Origin of the sequence: Castellaniella sp. (assembly GCF_004321985.1) — a bacterium.
Lineage (GTDB): Bacteria > Pseudomonadota > Gammaproteobacteria > Burkholderiales > Burkholderiaceae_B > Castellaniella.
The window spans coordinates 16,771-37,331 of the sequence record NZ_SCQN01000039.1; the positions used below are offsets into that span (position 1 = coordinate 16,771).

Annotated in this window: 15 protein-coding genes; 10 read left to right on the forward strand and 5 right to left on the reverse strand. The window is 65.0% G+C overall.

From position 1 onward, the window contains the following. The first annotated feature begins 68 nt into the window (after positions 1-68). Positions 69-2,057, forward strand: a complete 1,989-nt coding sequence (locus EPN31_RS07925) for a cytochrome c biogenesis protein ResB (protein ID WP_291771889.1) — start codon at positions 69-71, stop codon at positions 2,055-2,057. Continuing rightward, positions 2,047-3,408, forward strand: a complete 1,362-nt coding sequence (gene ccsB / locus EPN31_RS07930; RefSeq protein WP_291771626.1) for a c-type cytochrome biogenesis protein CcsB — start codon at positions 2,047-2,049, stop codon at positions 3,406-3,408. Before EPN31_RS07925 ends, ccsB begins: the two co-directional genes overlap by 11 nt. 30 nt (positions 3,409-3,438) lie before the next feature. Here the strand turns inward: ccsB and EPN31_RS07935 are convergent, their stop codons facing one another. The 4 genes from EPN31_RS07935 to EPN31_RS07945 all read right to left on the reverse strand — a co-directional run bounded on the left by EPN31_RS07935 (position 3,439) and on the right by EPN31_RS07945 (position 10,455). Then, a complete protein-coding gene (locus EPN31_RS07935; RefSeq protein WP_291771629.1) occupies positions 3,439-6,369 on the reverse strand; it encodes a bifunctional diguanylate cyclase/phosphodiesterase in 2,931 nt (976 codons plus the stop codon). A gap of 134 nt (positions 6,370-6,503) precedes the next feature. Then, positions 6,504-7,772, reverse strand: coding sequence for a diaminopimelate decarboxylase (gene lysA, locus EPN31_RS07940; protein ID WP_291771632.1), 1,269 nt, complete (start codon positions 7,770-7,772; stop codon positions 6,504-6,506). A 5-nt stretch (positions 7,773-7,777) separates the two neighbouring features. Next, on the reverse strand, positions 7,778-7,984 hold the full coding sequence (locus tag EPN31_RS16705) for a lipoprotein (RefSeq protein WP_367188304.1): 207 nt from the start codon (positions 7,982-7,984) through the stop codon (positions 7,778-7,780). After that, positions 7,984-10,455 (reverse strand): penicillin-binding protein 1A, encoded by a 2,472-nt coding sequence (locus tag EPN31_RS07945; protein ID WP_291771634.1) that lies wholly within the window; start codon positions 10,453-10,455, stop codon positions 7,984-7,986. The genes EPN31_RS16705 and EPN31_RS07945 overlap by 1 nt, the downstream gene beginning before the upstream one ends. A gap of 171 nt (positions 10,456-10,626) precedes the next feature. Here EPN31_RS07945 and EPN31_RS07950 point away from each other — a divergent pair, with 171 nt between their 5' ends. From EPN31_RS07950 to EPN31_RS07960, 3 genes are read left to right on the forward strand one after another with little or no spacing between them, the layout of a single operon-like run. Then, positions 10,627-11,199, forward strand: a complete 573-nt coding sequence (locus EPN31_RS07950; RefSeq protein ID WP_367188305.1) for a shikimate kinase — start codon at positions 10,627-10,629, stop codon at positions 11,197-11,199. Beyond that, the gene (gene aroB / locus EPN31_RS07955) at positions 11,193-12,269 is read left to right on the forward strand and encodes a 3-dehydroquinate synthase (protein ID WP_291771636.1); all 1,077 of its coding nucleotides are present in this window, start codon (positions 11,193-11,195) and stop codon (positions 12,267-12,269) included. The genes EPN31_RS07950 and aroB overlap by 7 nt, the downstream gene beginning before the upstream one ends. Before the next feature lie 10 nt (positions 12,270-12,279). Beyond that, a complete protein-coding gene (locus tag EPN31_RS07960; protein WP_291771639.1) occupies positions 12,280-13,407 on the forward strand; it encodes a deoxyguanosinetriphosphate triphosphohydrolase in 1,128 nt (375 codons plus the stop codon). A 43-nt stretch (positions 13,408-13,450) separates the two neighbouring features. On the opposite strand, the gene uvrA is transcribed toward EPN31_RS07960, so the two are convergent. Beyond that, positions 13,451-16,297 carry an excinuclease ABC subunit UvrA gene (uvrA, locus tag EPN31_RS07965; protein ID WP_291771894.1) on the reverse strand — a complete coding sequence of 949 codons (2,847 nt, stop codon included), beginning with the start codon at positions 16,295-16,297 and terminating at the stop codon, positions 13,451-13,453. 84 nt (positions 16,298-16,381) lie between these two features. Between uvrA and EPN31_RS07970 the strand changes: the two genes are divergently transcribed. The 5 genes from EPN31_RS07970 to EPN31_RS07990 all read left to right on the forward strand — a co-directional run bounded on the left by EPN31_RS07970 (position 16,382) and on the right by EPN31_RS07990 (position 20,553). Next, a complete protein-coding gene (locus EPN31_RS07970) occupies positions 16,382-17,578 on the forward strand; it encodes an MFS transporter (RefSeq protein WP_291771642.1) in 1,197 nt (398 codons plus the stop codon). A gap of 165 nt (positions 17,579-17,743) precedes the next feature. After that, the gene (gene ssb, locus EPN31_RS07975) at positions 17,744-18,232 is read left to right on the forward strand and encodes a single-stranded DNA-binding protein (protein ID WP_291771645.1); all 489 of its coding nucleotides are present in this window, start codon (positions 17,744-17,746) and stop codon (positions 18,230-18,232) included. Positions 18,233-18,528: 296 nt separating this feature from the next. Beyond that, complete coding sequence (locus EPN31_RS07980; protein WP_291771647.1) at positions 18,529-19,158, forward strand: glutathione S-transferase family protein; 630 nt, start codon at positions 18,529-18,531, stop codon at positions 19,156-19,158. Positions 19,159-19,481: 323 nt separating this feature from the next. After that, complete coding sequence (locus EPN31_RS07985) at positions 19,482-19,949, forward strand: DoxX family protein (protein WP_291771650.1); 468 nt, start codon at positions 19,482-19,484, stop codon at positions 19,947-19,949. A gap of 10 nt (positions 19,950-19,959) precedes the next feature. After that, positions 19,960-20,553 (forward strand): DNA-3-methyladenine glycosylase, encoded by a 594-nt coding sequence (locus EPN31_RS07990; RefSeq protein ID WP_291771653.1) that lies wholly within the window; start codon positions 19,960-19,962, stop codon positions 20,551-20,553. Positions 20,554-20,561 lie beyond the last annotated feature (8 nt).

Consider the following 20,561-nt stretch of genomic DNA (forward strand, 5'->3'; position numbering starts at 1 on the left):
GGTTCGCCTTGACATCTTTCTCCCGTTTTCGCGCCCGCGGCGCGGATGTCATCGAGCTTTTGGGCTCGATGCGCTTTGCCATCAGCCTGCTGGTGTTCATTTGTATGGCCAGCCTGATCGGCACCATCATTCAGCAGAATCAGGCGGCCAGCACCTATATCGACCGGTTCGGTCCCTTCTGGTTTGCGGTCTTCAGCGAGTTTTCCCTCTGGCAGATCTACAACAGCTCGTGGTTTTTGCTGGTCATGTCGTTTCTGGTGGTGTCCACGACGCTGTGCATTTTCCGCAACGGGCCCAAGATGCTGAACGACGCCCGGTCGTTCCGGGAATATGTGCGCGGCAGCAGCCTGCGCGCGTTCCATCATCGGGTGGAGCTGGCCAGCGCCCAGGCGCCGGCACAGGCGCGAGAGGCCGTCGGCAAGCTGCTGCGGGCGCAAGGCTACCGTTATCGGGTGCGCGAAGACGGCGACAGCCTGATGATCGCGGCCAAGAAGGGCAGCGCGAACCGGCTGGGTTATATATTCGCGCACACCGCGATCGTGGTGATTCTTCTGGGCGGCTTGCTCGACAGCGAACTGGCGGTGCGCCTGCAGACGTGGCTGTTCGACAAGCAGCCCATCCAGGGCAACATGCTGATCTCCGACGTGCCGCCGTCCGGCCGCTTGTCGGCGCTGAACCCCAGCTTCCGGGCGAACATGCTGCTGCCCGACGGCAAGCAGAGCAGCATGGGCATCGTGTCTTCCGGCCAGGGCGTGCTGCTGCAGCCGCTGCCGTTTTCGCTTCACCTGAACAAGTTCTACATCGACTACTACAGCAATGGCCAACCGAGCGATTTCCGCAGCGACGTCACGGTCACCGACCTGGCCAGCGGCAAGTCCTTCAACCGCACCATCCTGGTGAATGAGCCGCTGCGCTATGACGGCGTGACGGTGTACCAGTCCAGCTTTGACGATGGCGGCAGCAAGCTGCACCTCAAGGCCTGGCCGTTGCAGGGCACCAGTGCGCAGCCGGCCACGCTGGCCGGTACCGTGGGCAGCAATGGCAAGCTGCCAGGCACCAAGCTGGCCGTGGATTTCACGGGGCTGCGCGTGATCAACGTCGAGGATCTGAGCAGCGGGAAGGCTCCGCAGCCCAAGAGCGTGGTGTCCGAAGTGGCGGCAGTCACCGGCAGTGCCGCGCGTGCGCCCAACAAGAATCTGCACAACGTGGGGCCCAGCGTGCAGTATCGCGTGATCGGGGACGACGGCCAGGCCCATGATTTCAATCAGTACATGCTGCCCGTCAAGCTCGATGGGTTCCCGGTGTTTCTGATGGGGACTCGCGACGATGCATCGCAGCCGTACCGCTACCTGCGCATTCCGGCCGACGATCAGGGCGGGTTGACCGAATTCATGCAGTTGCGGGCTGCGCTGGATGATCCCGAGCTGCGTGACGAGGCTGCGCATCGTTTCGCGCAGCACAATGCGGCGCCGGGCGAGCAGCAGAACCTGATGTTCCAGGCCGCGCGCGGCGCATTGCGCACGTTCGCCAGCCAGGGCTTCAACGGCATCATTGCGTCCGCGCCGGCCGATCAGCGCGAGAAGATCCTGAATTTCGCAGTGCCCATGATCCAGCTCAGTCTGGTCGAGCTCCGCGATCTGATGCACGAGCGTGCCCACGAGCCGCCGGTTGCGAGCGCGGGCAAGCAGGGCGAGCACGAACTGCAGTGGATGCGGCTGGCGGTGCTGGCGCTGGCTTCGCTTCCGGATTATCCTGCCCCTGTCGCCCTGCAGCTCTCCAGCTTCGACCAGGTCCAGGCCAGCGTCTTCCAGATTGCGCGCAGCCCGGGCACCAAAATTGTCTACATCGGCTGCCTGCTGCTCGTGCTGGGCGTGTTTTCAATGTTCTACATTCGCGAACGCCGGATATGGGTGTGGATCCGGCCGTCCGATCACGGCAGCGACTGGCTTGCCGCCATGACCACGCAGCGCCGCACACTGGATTTCAATCACGAATTTGAGCGGCTGCGCGAAGCCTTGCGCCGCCTGGCTACCGGAGGATCCGACCATGACGTCTGACACCATTACCCACGATCCGCTGACCCTGTGGTCACTGGGAGTCAACACCAGCGGGGATCACCGCGGCAGGCGGGGGCGACCGGACTGGACCGACATCGGATTCTTCCTGTTGCTGGCCGTCGGCGGGGCCTATGTGCTCATGCAGTACGGCAGCTACATGAACTACTACGAGAAGGTGATCCTGGTGGGTGCGGTGGCGGTCTGCAGCTGGCTGGGCTGGCTGTGGCGCCCGATGCGTACGCTCATGATCGCCAGCGGCCTGACGGCGCTGCTCGCCGTCTGGCTCTACAGCCCCACCGGCGTGCTGCTGCAGGGTGACTTGACGCGGGCCGACACCAATTTCCTGTTGAAGTATCTGATCTCGTCGCAGTCGGCCATCCTGTGGATGTGCGCGTTGTTCTTCCTGGCGACCATCTGTTACTGGATCGGGTTCGTCAGCGACACATCGGCCTGGCTGGGCACCGTACTGACCTGGAGCGCCGTCTACGCCGGCCTGACCGGCCTGCTGGTGCGCTGGCGCGAGGGCCATCTGCTGGGGCCGGACATTGGACACATCCCGGTCAGCAACCTGTACGAGGTCTTCGTGCTGTTCGCGCTGATCATGGCGCTTTTCTACCTGTATTACGAACGGCGCTACGCCACGCGGGCGCTGGGCGGCTTTGTGCTGCTGGTGATCAGCTCGCTCGTGGTGTTTCTGCTGTGGTATTCGTTCACCCGCGACGCCTACCAGATCGCGCCGCTGGTGCCGGCCCTGAAGAGCTGGTGGATGAAGCTGCACGTGCCGGCCAATTTCATCGGCTATAGCACCTTCAGCCTGGCGGCCATGGTGGGGTTTGCCTACTTGGTGAAGGCGCATGGCGAGACGCGCAGCTGGAAGCCCATCATTCCGCTGTTCGTGCTGGGTGCCGTGCTGTGCGCGGAGCCGCTGGTTTTCAGCGCCCGCGAGCTGTCGCCGATCTGGATGGTGTATTTCGGCGTAGGCGCGCTCATCGTGGGCGGGATTCTGACCATGCGGGCGCCGATCGCCCGGCGCCTGCCGTCGCTGGAGATCCTGGACGACATCATGTATCGCTCGATTGCCGTGGGGTTCGCGTTCTTCACGGTGGCGACCATCCTGGGCGCGCTCTGGGCCGCGGATGCCTGGGGTACCTACTGGCAGTGGGATCCCAAGGAAACCTGGGCGCTGATCGTCTGGCTGAATTATGCAGCCTGGCTGCACATGCGGCTCATGAAGGGCCTGCGCGGTTCCATGGCGGCGTATTGGGCGCTGTGCGGCCTGGTGGTCACCAGCTTCGCGTTCCTGGGCGTGAACATGTTCCTGTCGGGGCTGCACTCCTACGGAGAGCTCTGACCAGGCAACTGGCCAGCAGCGGGGGCGCGATCAGATGCGCCGCCCGCTGATTTCCTCGATGTAGGCCTTCGTCTCCGGGTCCCTCACCATGGGCAGGAGGCTGTCGTAAGCCAGGATTTCGGCCGGCGCGCGCGAGCGCGACACGATGTAGCCCTGGATGTGATCCACCCCCATCTCGGTCAGCTTGCGCAGCGTGGCCAGGTCTTCCACCCATTCGGCAATGCACTCCATGCCCAGATTATGGGCCAGGTCCACGATGCTGTTGACGATGGCGATGTTGGCGTTGCTGGCCATCATGTCGCGGATCAGCGTGCCGTCGATCTTGATCATGTCGGCCGGCAGTTCCTTCAGGTACGAGAACGAGGTATAGCCGGCCCCGAAGTCGTCCAGCGCCACGCGTGTGCCCATGCGCTGCAGACGACGCATGAATTGCCGCGTGCGCTCCAGGTCCTGCAGGGCCACGCCCTCTGTGATTTCCACGCACAGGCCGCGCGACAGTTGAGGATGTTGAGTCAGCATCCCGAACAGCGTGTCCATGAAACGGTCATCGTTGAGCGATACCCCGCTCAGGTTGATGTTGACCAGCTGCGTATGGCCGAGGCTGTGCCGGTGCTGGGCCAGCCAGGCCAGCGTGGTGGTGAACACCCATTTGTCGATGGCGGTGATCATGCCGTTGTCTTCGGCGGCCTGGATGATCCGGTCGGTCTGCACGGGACGTTCGCCCGAGCTGTGGACGCGCAGCAGGACCTCGAAATTGAGTGTGGTCAGCGGATGGCGCAGCGACATGATGGGCTGCATTTCCAGATGGAAATCCTTGGGGGGTTCATCCTTGTCGAGTTGGTCGAAGAGATACTGTTCGCCGATATGTTCGAAGAGTTCTTCGGCGTTTTCCTCGTACAGGGTGATGTCGCGGTGTTGCTTGCGTGCATCCCGGCAGGCCCGGCTGGCGGCCGCGATGGCGTCCTTCGGGGTCATGTTGTGGGCGATGTCGATCAGCCCGATCGCCGTCTTGAGCTGAAAGGCGCGTTCGCCGACGTGGACGGGGGCGCTGTTCAGGCTCTCCACGATGTCCTGGCTGATGCGCCGCGCATCCCGTGCGTGCATGTTGGGGAACAGGATGATGAATTCGTCGTTGCCGACGCGCCCCATGCGCTGTTGGCCGTCCAGCGAATACTTGACCCGTTCGCACACCATCTGCAGCAGGGTGTCGCCGGCCGAGTGTCCGAACAGGTCATTCACCCGCTTCAGGTGCTCCAGATCCAGGAACGCCATGGCCGCCGGGGTGTTCGACTGGGCCAGCGCGTCGATCGAGGCCTGCATGGCCGTTTCGATGCCGCGCCGATTGAGTGTGTCGGTGAGCGGGTCGTTGTCGGCCATGAGGCGCAGATTGCGGATCGTCTCGTAGCGGGCGCTCACGTCCTGCAGGGAGCCCTCGATGCGGCTGCCAGCCATGGTGGCGCGCAGCAGGAAGCTGCGGGGCGGGGACGTGTCGGAAGGCTTGGTCTGGATCTCCGTATCCTGCCCCTGTTCCGTTGCCAGCGAGACTTGCAGCCAGTCCATCTCGGGGAAGAAGTCCGTCCAGGCGAGGCTGAGCGAATCGGTCGACTCGTTCACGCTCAGGATGCCGCGCGCGTTGGGGTTCAGGCGCTCGAAGTGGCGCGTGGCGCCCAGGGTGAACAGGCCCAGCGGCGTGAGGCTGTCGTGTGCAATCAGGTCGTTGCGCTCGCGTAGGCGGAGTTGGCGGTCTTCGCGCATCTGATCGGCGACAGCCAGGGCGATGAGCACATTGCAGAGCAGCAGTGCCACGCTCCCAGTCTGGGGATCGATGAGATCGCCCCGATCCAGCCCGACCAGGATGAGCCCGGAAAGCATGATGGAGAGTGCGACACAGACGCCGACGGTATGCCATAGGCGGGCGCGGGTGTGCGAGCGGAACAGTGCGTGGATGAGCAGGATGGCCACCAACCCCGTGGCGATCCATGCGGCCAGGAATACGACGGTTTGGAACCAGGCATAGGGCAGCGCCAGGGTGGCGGCCAGCAGTGCCAGGCTGCTCAGGTTGCCGATCTTGGAGACGCGGGCCTGGGCGGCGACGTCCAGGCTTTCCCGGAACAGGCCGGTGAACAGATGGTAAGTGATCAGGTAATACAGCACCAGGGTGAGCTTGCGCATCCAGGGCAGGTAGTCGGGTACGATCAGGAATCCCAGCCACTGGTAGTCCCAGCCCAATGCCCACGCGCCCAGGCGCATGTTGCCCACCAGCCAGCAGGCAATCAGCATGTAGGGCCATTCGCGCATGGTCAGGGCAATCACCCCCAGGAATAGCGCCAGCGTGAGCAGGCCGCCTTGTAGCAGGCCGATGGCGTGTGCGTTGCGCGCGGAGGCGTCGGCAAGATCCGTGTGGCTCCATCGTTCGACGGACAGACGGTCCGGCAGGGTCAGCTTGACGTGGCAGAGTGCCTGGCGGGCGATTGTGCCGGCTTGCAATTGCATCTGGGTGCCGGCGCCGCTGGCGTGCAGCGACATTGGCACCAATGTCCAGGCCGTCTGGCCAGGTGTGGGATAGTCTGCGCGCTCCACCGTCCAGCAGGCGAGTGCCGTCAGGTGGTGGGAGGGCAGCAGCAATTCATGGGTCGAGGGTGAGGGTGCGACGCCGGCCGGCAGGTCGGCCAGCAGCCAGGCGGGACCGGCTGGCAAGGATTCAGTCAACCGGGTGGGGCGCTGCGCGAGCTGCAGGATGGCAGTATCCCCATCGGCGATGGTGGACTGGGCCAGAAAGCGCGTGGCCAGCGGCTGGCCCTGGGGGGCGCTGTACAGCGGCGGCAACACGGTCATGCCGGCGACCACACAGAGCACGATCAGCAGCGGTGCCAGAACGTGTGTGACAAAAGGAGCCAGTCGGCCCGAAAATCGGGTCGTCAGAAGGCTGGCACGGGCTAGCGAGTGGTGATGCGGCGCCATATGGCTGACTACGCGACCTTGTGAATCCGTGCAGGCGACAAGACTGCACCAACGGAGTTGACGGTCCGTTCTGGACGAACTTTAGGGGTCACGGTTTCGGGCCTGTATCGTGTTCAGTCAAACCAGGCAGGGCGCTAGCGTTTCGGGATGCGCTCGGATGCAAACAGCGCCCGTGTGGATTCGCGCGGCCGCACCAGATAGGAGTCCTGTCCGTCGACCAGTACTTCGGCCGCGCGCGGCCGCGTGTTGTATTGGCTGGACATGGAAAAACCATAGGCGCCGGCCGACAGGATGGCCAGCAGGTCACCCTGTTCCAGCGGCAGCGCGCGATTGCGCGCCAGCCAGTCGCCACTCTCGCAGATCGGACCCACGACATCCCAGGTCTCGGTGGGCGTGCTGGCGCGCGCCTCGACGGGCACGACGCCGTGCCAGGCCTCGTAGAGGGCGGGGCGCATGAGGTCGTTCATGGCCGCATCGACGATCGCGAAATTGCGCGCTTCGGTGCGTTTCAGATATTCCACGCGAGTCAGCAGCACACCCGCGTTGCCCACCAGCGAACGGCCTGGCTCCAGCACGACCTGCAGGTGGCCCAGTCCGTGCGCGGCCAGGCGTAGGAACACGGGATCCAGCAGGTCTGCGGGCTCCGGTGGTGTCTCGTCGGCGTAGCGGATGCCCAGCCCGCCGCCCAGGTCCAGGTGTTCCAGACGGATGCCGTCGTCGATGAGGCGGTCTATCAGTGTCAGCAGCTTTTCCAGCGCGTCCAGGTACGGCGCGATGTCCGTGATCTGAGAGCCGATGTGGCAGTCCACGCCCACGATCTTCAGGCTGGCATGCTGCAGGGCCTGGCGGTAGAGTGATGGTGCCTGGTGGATGTCCACGCCGAACTTGTTTTCTTTCAGCCCGGTGGAAATGTAGGGGTGTGTCCGTGCGTCCACGTCCGGGTTCACGCGCAGCGAAATGGGTGCGACGACCCCCATTTCGTGCGCGATGTCGGCCAGGCGGTCGAGTTCGGCTGCCGATTCGACGTTGAAGCACTTGATGCCGGCCGTGATGGCTTCACGGATCTCCCAGCTCTGCTTGCCTACGCCCGAAAACACGACACGGTCGGCGCGTGCGCCCGCCGCAAGCACGCGCGCCAGTTCTCCGCCCGAGACAATGTCGAAGCCCGCTCCCATCCGTTGGAATTCATGCAGCACGGCCAGGTTCGAATTGGCCTTCACACCGAAGCAGATCAGTGCGCTGCGGCCGGCGACGGCGCGCTCGTAGCGCTGCCAGGCCGTTTGCAGCGCCGCGCGCGAGTAGACGTAGAGCGGTGTCCCGTAGCGGTCGGCCAGTTCGGGAAGGGGGATGTCTTCTGCGTGCAGGACGCCGTTCCGCAGCGGGAACGAGTGTTCTGGGCTCATGGTGATCAGTACCGCTGGATCGGAGATGTCGTGGGGTTGTTAGGTACGGGCGCCGGCGTGACGGTTGGCGGCGTCATTTCTGAACTGGCCGGCAACGGAGGCGGTGGGTCCGGGTGCCGCAGCGGCCCTTTCATACCGCAACCGGCGAGCAGCAGGACCAGGCTGGCGGCGGTCAGGCGCGCGGCCTGTGGAAGAGGCAGTCTTGGTTTCATCAGAAGGGGACGCGCACCGGGTGCGCGACGGCGCCGCCCGGCGGGTTGCCGTTGGGTTTTTGCGGGGTGGCGTTGCCCTGCAACTGGTTGAGGAGATTGCCGATGCCATCCGGCGTATTGCCGGGTTGCGCGCCAGGCCCCGGATCGCCCGGGGCGGGCAGACCTACGCGGGCGATCGCCGTGCCGGGCGGGTATTCGTCGAAGTAGTAGTCACCATCGACTTTTTTCAGCCCGCTGGGCATGGGCCCGGGCGGTGTTTCCGGCTGGCCCTTCAGGGCGGTGCGCATGAAGCCCACCCAGATCGGCAAGGCCGCGCCGCCGCCGGTTTCACCCTGGCCCAGGGACTTGGGCTGGTCGAACCCCATCCAGGCCACCGCCACGAGCTTGGGTGTAAAGCCCGCGAACCAGGCATCCTGGGAATCGTTGGTCGTGCCGGTCTTGCCGCCGACGTCATTGCGGCCCAGTTCGCGGTGCGCGCGCGCGCCGGTGCCGTAGGTGGCCACGCCGCGCAGCATGTCATCCATCACATAGACGGTCCGGGGGTCGATGACCCGTGCCAGTGTGTCGCCAGCCACTGTCGGTCGTGCTCGCATGATGACCTTGCCGCTGCTGTCGGTCACATGGTCGATCAGGTAGGGGGGCACACGATAGCCGCCGTTGGCGAAGACGGCATAGCCGCCCGCCAGCTGCAGCGGCGTTACGCTGCCGGCGCCCAGAGCCATCGGCAGCACGGCCGGCTGCCGCGCACGGTCGAATCCGAATCGCGTGACGTAGTCCTGTGCGTACTTGGGGCCCACGGCCTGCAGGATGCGGATGGACACCATGTTCTTGGATTTGTACAAGCCCTGGCGCATCGTGAGGACGGGTTCGTAGGCGTTGCCGTAGTTCTTCGGGTTCCAGGCCTTGGATCCGGTCTGCTCCGCGGTGAGCGAGAACGGTTCGTCAGAGACCTGTGTGGCGGGTGTCAGCCCGCGCTCCAGAGCCGATGCGTAGATGAAGGGCTTGAATGACGACCCGGGCTGGCGCCAGGCCTGGGTCACGCGGTTGAACTTGCCCTCTTCGAAGTCGAAACCGCCCACCATGGTCTCGATCGCGCCGTCCTGGGTCCGCAGCGAAACCAGGGCAGCCTGCACCGTCGGCTTGTTGATGATTTCCCAGTAGCCATCCATCTGGTGGATGTACACCACCGAGCCGCGCTCCAGACGTGTCGGCTCCTTGGCTTTGGACGTCAGTGCGCGGGCGATGACCTTCAGTGCGCGCTTGTCATTGATGTCGACAATCTGCGTGGCGCTGCGCGCGACCTTCACGTCCGTCGGGCTGGCTGAGAGCACCACGGCGGTGAGCAGGTCGCCGCTATCGGGGTATTTGTCTTGCAAGTCGTCGAGCAGGGTGTTGAAGTCTTCGGTCTTGCTTTCGATGCCGGCCGGCAGATCGACGCTGCCTTCGGGGCCGGGGAAGGGTGCGCGCCGGGTGTAGTCCAGCACACCAGCGCGGACCGCGTCGTACCCGGCTTCCTGGTCCTTGGAGTTGATCGTCGTGTAGATGTTGAAGCCGCGCGAGTAGATGTCGTCCTGGTACACGCCGTAGAGCAGTTGCCGCGCCAGTTCAGCAGGGTATTCGCCATGCACGGCGTAGCGCCCGGTCGGCGTGCCGGCGGCGGACTTGACCACGATGGGCTGCTTGACCGCTGCCTGGTATTCGGCCTCTGTCAGGTAGCCGAGGGCGCGCATGCGGCCGAGTACATAGCCTTGACGGGCCTTGGCGCGGTCGAAGTTGGATATCGGGTTGAAGCGGGAGGGGGCCTTGGGAATGCCCGCCAGCATGGCCGCTTCGGCGGGCGTGATTTCCGACAGGGGCTTGCCGAAATAGGTGCGGCTCGCCGCCGCGAAGCCGTAGGCCCGGTGTCCCAGGAAGATCTGGTTCATGTACAGGTCCAGAATCTGGTCCTTGGACAAGGTCGCCTCGATCTTGAAGGTCAGCAACAGCTCGTAGAACTTGCGGGTATAGGTTTTTTCGGATGACAGATAGAAGTTGCGCGCCACCTGCATGGTGATCGTGCTCGCGCCCTGGGTCTTGGACATGTGCACCAGATTGGCGATGGCCGCGCGGATGACGCCTGTCCAGTCGATGCCGCCATGCTGGTAGAAGCGGTCGTCCTCGGCCGCCAGGATCGCGGATTTCATCACGTCCGGGATTTCGTCGAAGCGCAGCACGTTGCGGCGCTCTTCGCCGAATTCGCCGATCAGCACGTTGTCGGCCGTGTAGACGCGCAGCGGGATGCGGGGCCGGTAATCGGTCATCGCGTGCAGGTCGGGCAGATTCGGCCAGGCCAGCGCGAGCGCCAGCGTCATGAGCAGCGCGCCGCACGCGCCCAGGCCCACGCACACGACGATCACCTTGATGGCGAACCGGGAAAGCCACGAACGGGCAGGCGCCTGCTGACGGGAAGGAGAATGGGAGGAGGAGCTCATCAGGGCCGATTGTATAGCCGGGGCCTGGGCGGCCCAGCGGGTCTGCTCGAGGTCTGTGTAACGGAATGCTGCGGGCTGTGATCGAACCGCCCCGGGTGAACGAACCGCAAATGCGATAATACACGCAAACGAACTACCCCATATTGATGTGCGATGACGAACGCATGTGCTGTGACTGACTCTGCAGGGCCTGCGTCCGGGCGCGGCGATGGCGTCTCGCCGGTGTTCCTGGTCGGCATGATGGGAGCCGGCAAGACCACCATCGGGCGGCAGCTTGCGGCGGCGCTGGGGCGCGAATTCGTCGATCTGGATCAGGCCATCGAGGCGCGCTGCGGTGTGCGCGTGGCCACCATTTTCGACATCGAGGGCGAAGCGGGTTTCCGACGCCGTGAGACGGCCGCGCTGGACGAATTCACGCGCAAGCCTGGCCTGGTGCTGGCGACGGGCGGCGGAGCAGTCATGGCACCTGAAAACCAGGCCATGCTGAAGACCCGCGGCTGCGTGGTCTACCTGCGCGCGGGGGTGGATGAACTCTATCGCCGCGTGGCGCGCGACCGCAATCGGCCGTTGCTGCACACCCCCGATCCGCGCCAGCGCCTGGCGGATCTGGTGGCTCAACGCGAACGCCTGTATGCCGAGCTGGCTGACATCACGCTGGACACCGCCGACCAGCCGGTTTCTCATATCCTGCAGCAATTGTTGCCATTGCTGCGGGCTACCCAGTCTCAGGAGCCTTCATGCTGACGGTCCAGGTCGATACGCCCGGCGGACACTACCCCATCCATATTGGCGCGGGACGGCTGGCGCTGCTGGCGCACAGCGTACCGGCCGACGCCACGTCCGTTGTAGTGGTCACCAACACCACGGTGGGCGGGCTGTACGGGGACGCCGTGTGCACCACGCTGGGGGCGACGGGCAAGCCGGTGCTGCGCGTCGAGCTGCCGGACGGCGAACAGTACAAGACCTGGGATTCCCTGAACCTCATCTTTGACGCGATGCTGGCGCATGCGCTGGACCGCCACGCTGTGCTGGTGGCGCTGGGCGGCGGCGTGGTGGGGGATGTCTGCGGGTTCGCGGCAGCCTGCTACATGCGTGGCATCCGCTTCATCCAGGTCCCCACGACCTTGCTGGCACAGGTGGATTCCTCGGTGGGCGGCAAGACGGCCATCAACCATCCGCGCGGCAAGAACATGATAGGCGCGTTCTACCAGCCGCAAGCGGTCGAAATCGACCCCCAGGTCCTGTCCACCTTGCCGGCGCGTGAAATCTCCGCTGGCCTGGCCGAGGTCATCAAGCACGGCATGATCGCCGACGCCGACTTCTTCGTCTGGTGCGAACAGCACGTCGCGGCGCTGCGGGCGCTGGACGAGGACGCCGTCCTGCACGCGGTGCGACGCTCGTGCGAGATCAAGTCCTGGGTGGTATCGCAGGACGAGCGCGAGTCGGGGTTGCGCACCACCCTGAATTTCGGCCATACCTTTGGACACGCCATCGAGTCCGGGCTGGGTTACGGACAGTGGCTGCATGGCGAGGCCGTGGGCTGCGGCATGGTGATGGCGGCCGAGCTTTCCGTCCGGGTGCTGGGTCTGGATCGGTCCGTGGCCGATCGCATCCGCGATCTGGTGATGGCCATCGGCTGCCCGGTCCAGGCGCCGGACCTGGGCGTGCAACGCTGGCTGGATCTGATGCGGGTGGACAAAAAGAACCAGGGGCGGCACATCCGCTATGTGCTGCTGCCGCAGTTGGGCCGAGCACAGGTCCAGGCGGTGGATGACGATACGGTGCGCCCGCTGCTCGCGCCGGCGCGGGTCTAGGGGACCGGGCATGGCGACGCTGGCTCCTTATGCTTGCCGTCCCGAGGCCACCCGCGGGCGCCGCCATCCGGAACCCGCGCCCCAGGGCCGCAGCGACTTCCAGCGGGACCGCGACCGCATCATCCATTGCTCGGCCTTCCGGCGGCTGGAATACAAGACCCAGGTCTTCCTGAATCACGAGGGCGACCTGTTCCGTACGCGTCTGACGCACAGCATCGAGGTTGCGCAGATCGCGCGCACTCTGGCGCGCAGCCTGGGGCTGCAAGAGGATCTCACCGAGGCCATCGCGCTGGCGCACGACTTGGGCCATACGCCTTTCGGGCATGCCGGCCAGGACGAGCTCAACGCCTGTCTGCGCGAGCTGGTCCCGCAGGCCGGTGGGTTCGAACACAATCTGCAGAGTCTGCGCGTGGTGGACGAGCTCGAAGAGCGCTACGCTGCCTTCAACGGCCTGAATCTGTGCTTCGAGACGCGCGAAGGCATCCTGAAGCATTGTTCACGCAGCCGCGCCCGGACGCTGGGCGACGTGGGCGAGCGGTTCCTGCTGGGCACCCAGCCGTCGCTGGAAGCACAGATCACCAATCTGGCCGATGAGATTGCCTACAACAACCATGACGTGGACGACGGTGTGCGCTCGGGGCTGATCACGGTGGCGCAGCTGATGGGTGTGGAGATCTTCGCCGAGCACCACGATCAGGTGCTGCGCCGTTTTCCGGACGTGGAGGCCAAGCGGCTGGTATCCGAGGTGATTCGGTCCATGATCAACACCCTGGTTCTGGACCTGACGCATACCACACAGGCGCGCATTCGCGAGCTGGCGCCGCAATCGGTGGATGACGTGCGTGCCGGGCCGCCGCTGGCCGCGTTCTCGCCTGCGATCCAGGCGCAGGCCGATGCGCTCAAGCAGTTTCTGCTGCACAACCTGTACCGCCATTCCCAGGTGATGCGCATGATGGGCAAGGCGCGCCGCGTCGTGCGGGAACTGTTCCAGGCGTTCCTGGATGATCCGCGCCTGCTGGCGGACGAATACCGGCGTGACGACCCGATCGACCAGGCGCGTGCCATTGCCGATTACATTGCCGGCATGACCGATCGCTATGCCATCCGCGAGCATCGCGAGCTGTTTCGCATGGATTGATGGCGGTGCTCCAGCCCGGGGAGATCCCGACACGGATCGACCCTCAGGCAAGCACGCCGCGCAGGCATTCCCCGGTGTGGCTGCCGCGGGTGGTGGCGACGGTTTCCGGTGTCCCCTGGGCGATGATGCGCCCGCCGCCAGCGCCACCTTCGGGGCCCAGGTCCACGATCCAGTCCGCCGTCTTGATCACGTCCAGATTGTGTTCGATCACCAACACCGTGCTACCGGCGTCCACCAGACGCTGCAGGACGTCCAGCAGCACCGCGATGTCGTGGAAGTGCAGGCCGGTGGTGGGTTCGTCCAGCACATAGAGCGTGCGCTCCGAGCCGCGCCGCGACAGCTCCTGCGACAGCTTGATGCGCTGCGCCTCGCCGCCCGATAGTGTGGTGGCGCTCTGACCCAGCCGGATGTACGACAGGCCCACATCCATGAGCGTCTGCAGCTTGCGGGCGATGACGGGGACGGCTTCGAAGTAGTCCAGCGCTTGCGCGACCGTCAGATCCAGGACTTCGCTGATGTTGCGGCCGTGGTAGCGGATGTCCAGCGTTTCGCGGTTGTAGCGCTGGCCCTGGCAGACCTCGCAGGGGACGTACATGTCGGGCAGAAAGTGCATTTCCACCCGCACGACGCCATCGCCCTGGCAGGCTTCGCAGCGCCCGCCCTTGACGTTGAAGGAGAATCGCCCCGGGTCGTAGCCGCGCAGGCGCGCTTCGGGTACGCCCGCGAAGAGTTCGCGGATGGGGGTGAACAGACCGGTATAGGTCGCCGGGTTGCTGCGCGGAGTGCGGCCGATGGGGTTCTGGTCCACGCTGATGATTTTGTCGAACGCGTCCAGGCCCTCCAGTTTCCGATAGGGCGCGGGTGCGGTCTGGGCGCGGTTCAGCGCCTGGGCCAGCGCCGTCACCAGCGTGTCGTTCACCAGCGTGGACTTTCCCGAGCCCGATACGCCCGTCACGCAGGTGAAGCGTCCCACCGGGATGGCCAGGTCCACCTGTTGGAGGTTGTGGCCGCTGCAGCCCAACAGGCGCAGCCACGCCTGGTCTTCGGTCACGGGCCGCCGGACCGGGATGGCGATGCGCTGGGTCCCGGCCAGATACTGGCCGGTCAGCGACTCGGGGTTGGCGGCGATTTCGGCCGGGGTGCCTTGCGCCACGATCGCGCCCCCCTGTTCACCCGCGCCTGGCCCCATGTCCAGGACGTGGTCGGCGGCGCGGATCATGTCCTCGTCGTGTTCCACCACGATCACGCTGTTGCCCAGGTCGCGGAGCTGCTGCAGGGTTTCGATCAGGCGGTGGTTGTCGCGCTGGTGCAGGCCGATGGAGGGTTCGTCGAGCACGTACATCACGCCCGTCAGCCCCGAGCCGATCTGGCTGGCCAGCCGGATGCGCTGCGCTTCGCCGCCCGAGAGCGTGTCGGCGCCGCGGTCCAGCGCCAGATACCCCAGGCCCACGTTGTCCAGGAAGTCCAGCCGTGCGCGGATTTCGTGCGCAATGCGCTCGGCGACCTCCCGTCGGGTGCCGGACAGTGTCCAGTCCGCAAACCATTGGCGGCAGTCGGCCAGCGACATGGCCTCGATTTCGAAGATGGCGCGGCCCCGGCGCTCGCCGGGCCCCGGATCGTTGCCGATCAGGACATGGCGCGCTTCTTCGCACAGGCGCGCGCCGTGGCAGGCGGGGCAGGCGAGGGTGTGGCGCAGGCTCCCCAGTTCCTCGCGCACGGCGGTGGAGTGCGTTTCGCGCCATCGGCGCTCGAGGTTGGGGATCACGCCTTCAAAGGGGTGGTGGCGCAGCGTGGGCACGCCGCCCTCGCCCAGGTACTGGAAGGCGATCTCCTCGTCCCCCGAGCCGTGCAGGATGACCGCGCGTACCCCGGCATCCAGCGCCTGATAGGGCGTGTCCAGGTTGAACCCATAATGGTGCGACAGGCTGGCCATCATCGCGTAGCTGAAGGCGTTGCGTCGGTCCCACCCGTAGATGGCGCCAGCGGCCAGGCTCAGCTCCGGAAAGGCCACGACGCGGGCCGGGTCGAAGGATTCGACCTGACCTAGCCCATTGCAGGTGGGGCAGGCCCCCACCGGGTTGTTGAAACTGAAGAGCCGGGGCTCCAACGCGCCCATGCTGCGGCCGCACACCGAGCAGGCGTAGGCGGACGAGGTCGTCCATTCCTTCCCGGAGTCCAGATTCAGCACCAGCGCGCGTCCGTGGGCGAGCTCCAGTGCCGTCTCGAAGCTTTCGGCCAGCCGCTGGCGGCTGTCGGCGCGCGCCCGCAGCCGGTCCACCACCACGTCCAGATCCCATGGAGCCTGGACCTCCGGCAGGGGCGAGCTGCCGTCGATCACCGTGATGTCGCCGTTGATGCGGGCGCGCACGAAGCCCAGCGCCTGCAGCCGCCGGCATTCGGTCGCCAGGTTCTCGTGACTGGCGCGGGCCAGGGGCGCCAGGATGGCCAGGCGGGTGCTTTCCGGCAGGGCCAGCACCTGGTCCACCATCTGGCTCACGCTCTGGGCCTGCAGCGGCAGGTCGTGTTCCGGACAATAGGGCGTCCCCACACGGGCGTAGAGCAGCCGCAGGTAGTCGTGGATCTCCGTCACCGTTCCCACGGTGGAGCGGGGGTTGTGGCCTGCGGTCTTCTGCTCGATCGCGATGGCCGGCGACAGGCCCGTGATCACGTCCACGTCGGGTTTGTCCATCATCTGCAGGAACTGGCGCGCATAAGCCGACAGGCTTTCCACATAGCGGCGCTGGCCCTCCGCGTATAGTGTGTCGAAGGCCAGGGACGATTTGCCGGAGCCCGACAGCCCCGTGATGACGATGAGCTTGCGCCGAGGCAGATCCAGCGAAATGTTCTTCAGGTTGTGGGTGCGTGCACCGCGAATACAGATGGCGTCCATGCCCATGCGGGAGTTCAGGTTCTGAAAAGGCCAACTTGGTACTATAACGCGCAGCCTCTGTCCTGCATGGAACACCCTGCGATCATGTCCTCCCGGCAACGTTCTACCTCCCCCGCCTTGAAGCTGACTCCGCTTGAGCGGCAAAGCAGCGTGGCACTGGCCACCCTGTTTGCGGCCCGCATGCTGGGTCTGTTCCTGCTGACACCGATCTTTGCCGTCGCGGCGCGTACGCTGGTGGGCGGCGATGATCCCGTGCGTGTGGGCCTGGCGCTGGGCGCCTACGGTTTGACACAGGCCGTGATGCAGATTCCGCTGGGCATGGCCTCGGACCGCTATGGGCGCCGGCCGATCATTGTGTTTGGCATGCTGCTGTTCGTGCTGGGCGGGGTGATCTGCGCGCTGACGAATGATGTGAACTGGGTGACGGTGGGCCGCGTGGTTCAGGGGCTGGGCGCGGTGTCGGCCGCCATCACCGCCTGGATCGCAGATGCCACGCGGCCAGAGGTCCGTACCCGGGCCATGGCCATGGTGGGCGGATCCATCGGCATCTCGTTTGCGCTGTCGCTGGTGCTCTCACCTATGCTGGTGGGGGAATTCGGCTTGTCGGGACTGTTCTGGGCCATCAGCCTGCTGGGTTTCGTCTGCCTGTTGATTGCCATGTTTTTTGTTCCCAGCGTGCCGCGTTCGGAAGCCGACATCGTTCAGGCCACGGCGCGCGACGTGCTGCATCACGGGGGGCTGCTGCGGCTGAATTTCGGCGTGTTCTGCCTGCATTTCATCCTGATGTCGCTGTTCATGGTGGCGCCGGGGCTGCTGGGGCGGTTGGGTGGCTTTGATTCCGCCACCCTGTGGAAGGTGTATCTGCCGGTGATCCTCGCGTCCTTCGTGCTGATGGTGCCGGCGGTGTTCTATACCGAAACGCGCAAGGCCCACAAAGCGGCGCTGGAATGGTCTGTGCTGGGGCTGGTGGTGGTGCTGGGTCTGCTGCCCTGGCTGCAGGCATCCTTTGCGCTGGTGGTGGCGGCCTTCATCGGGTTTTTCGTGTTCTTCAATATTCTGGAGGCGCTGCAGCCGTCCCTGGTGTCGCGGGTGGCGCCGCCCACCTACAAGGGGCTGGCGCTGGGTTTCTACAACACGGCGCAGTCGCTGGGCGTGTTCGCGGGCGGCGTCCTGGGCGGGTTGCTGGTCCGTTCGGGCGGCCCCTCGCTGGTCTTCTGGGTGGCTGCGATGCTTGCGGCGGTGTGGCTATTCACCGCGCGCGGGTTTCGGGAGACGGCGTAGCCCCCCGGGCGTGGCGGCTGGCCGTTGCGCAAACGCCGGGGAGTGATCGTTGTTGAGAGGCAAACCCTCATGGGCGATAATGTCCATTTAGCGTCTTTCGATGTGGTCGCCTGAGGTCGCTTGCCGCGATAATCGGGGCACATCGTTCAACACAGGATTCTCGCCATGGCCTCCGTCAACAAAGTCATTCTCGTCGGCAACCTGGGGCGCGACCCCGAAGTCCGTTACAGCCCGGACGGCGCCGCCATCTGCAACGTGTCGATTGCCACCACCAGCTCCTGGAAGGACAAGGCAACGGGTGAAAAACGCGATGAAACCGAATGGCATCGCGTGGTGTTCTACAACCGCCTGGCCGAAATCGCCGGCGAATACCTGCGCAAGGGCCGCTCGGTCTATGTCGAGGGCCGCCTGAAGACCCGCAAGTGGCAGGACAAGGAAACCGGCGCCGACCGCTACAGCACCGAGATCGTGGCTGACCAGATGCAGATGCTGGGTGGGCGCGATAGCGGCGACGCTGCTGCGGGCGATTCCAGCGGGTTCTCGCAGGCTCCGGCCCCGGCCCGCCGCCCAGCGGCGCAACAGCCCCGTCCGGCTGCTCCCGCGGCGGGGGCTGCCAGCAACATGGCGGATATGGATGACGATATTCCGTTCTAAGGTCTACCCTCCTTGTGAGTGTCAACAAAACCCAGTAGCTCGTTGAAGCTACTGGGCTTTTTCTTTTTGGTAGGTAAACTGCCTACATGCTCAATCGTTCTCTGGCGCGTAGTCCCTGCGTCGCCGCGATATGACCCGACCGGCTGCGCATCGCGATACTTGCCCGATTTAGTGCATTTGACGAACGAGCAGGCAACGCCTCTTCGGCCTTCAACCCACCGAGCCAACACCACTACTCTGCCGGACGCACCCCGACTCGCATAACATGATGGCGAGAAGACCTCAAGGGAACCACCATGCTGCTCTACGACGCCAAGAGCCCCGCTCCTCGCTGCCTGCGGATGTTCCTGCTGGAAAAGCAGCTCAGGATCCCCGCAGTCAAGGTAGATGTGATGACCGGCGAGAACCGGGCATCAAAGTACCTTGCGATCAACCCCGCCGGGCAGACGCCAGCGCTGCGGCTGGATGACGGCACCGTGCTCTCCGAAGCGGTCGCGATCGCGGAGTACCTCGAAGAACGGTATCCCGCCCCATCGCTCATCGGCCGCACCGCCGAAGAACGCGCACACACGCGTCAATGGTGGCGCAGGGTCGAGCTCAACGTCACGGAATTCATCCACAATGCCTATCACTACGCGGAGGGCCTGACGCGCTTCACGCCACGTATCCCGGTGGTGCCAGAAGGCGCCGACGGTCTGAAACGCGTCGCTCAGGATCGTCTGCGCTGGCTGGACGGCATGTTTGGCGATGGGCCCTATCTCTGCGGCGAACGCTACACCGCCGCAGATATCTGGCTCTACGTGTGGCTGGACTTCGGCAACGGCGTGAACCAGCCCTTCGACCGCAGCCTTCCCAAAATCGCCCCCTGGTTCGAGCGCATGGCGGGGCGGCCCAGCGCGCAGGCGAGCAAGACTTTGTTCGCCTGAGGCGCAGGGTTCTTCCACAGGCCCCACCAATCGCCGGATCCCCATTGCCGGGTTACCGGATCACGGCAGACCCGCTGCAGCTGGCAGCGAACCATGGGCTTCGGCCCCGGGTGCACCACCACCCCCACGGTCCAGAACCTCTATCAGCGAGTACCTACTTGACGGGGGAGCTTACGGGCCTCTCAATCGACTCAAAAATGAGACAATGAATGTTAAGTTTGGCTATTTATTAGTGCATTTCTAATCAATAAAGTGATGGACATGGACAACGTTTGAACTCGGCAGCCGTCCAGCTACCACTTTTTTGATGACAGGTGAACATTATGACCAAGCAATATATGGCGCGCGGCAGCTCGTGGGGTGACGCCGCCGATCTAGTGGGGCGCGTCTTGCTGACGGCGTTCTTCATCATCTTCGGCTTCCTGAAGATCACCGGTTACGCCGGCTTCGCGAAGTACATGGAATCGAAGGGTGTGCCCAGCGTTCTGCTGCCGCTCGTCATTGCGACCGAGCTCGGCTGTGGCTTCGCCTTGTTGCTGGGCTGGCGTACGCGCGTTGCAGCCTTTCTGCTGGCCGGCTTCGCGCTGCTATCCAACCTGATCTTCCATCCTGCGCTCAGCGACATGACCGGCCAGATCATCGTGCTGGCTGAGCTTGCCACGGCCGGCGGCCTGCTGGTTCTGACCGCGCACGGCGCTGGTGGATGGAGTCTCGATGCGCGTCGTACTGCGCAGCAATCCGTGCTGACGGTGTCCGGGGCCAATGCGTACGCAACGACAAGTCACTCATGATCTTCGGCAATTGCTGACCTTGGACCCGCACCTGGTTCCTGTCAGCCGTATTGCCGGAAAGGTCGCCCCCAGAACCCGGCCGGCGGGGTTCCAGGGGCTGGCGCGCATCATCTGTGGTCAGCAGCTTTCGGTGCAGAGCGCCGACGCCATCTGGGCCCGGCTAGAGGATCGCGGTGGTGCGCAGTCGGCACAGGCGTTCCTGGATCTGGGCCTGGCGGGTGTGCAGGGCGTGGGGTTGTCGCGCACTAAATACGCGTATTTGCGGGCGGTCGCTCAGGCCGTCGCGTCGGGCGATCTGGATCTGGCCCATATCGTGACACTACCCGCCGACCAGGCAGTCGCCGCGATGACCCGGCACAAAGGCATAGGCCCGTGGACGGCCGAAATCTATCTGATGTTCTGCGCCGGGCATCCCGATGTGTTTCCGGTCGGGGACTTGGCACTCCGAAAGGCAGTCGCCGATGCGCTGGCTCTGGGGACCGAGGTGGACGTCAGGACCCTGGCTGATCTGGCTGCGCGCTGGGCGCCGTACCGGTCCACGGCCGCGCTACTGTTCTGGCGTTTCTATGCGGCTGTTCGACAACGGCAGGGCGTGCCGGTGTGAGGCGGGAC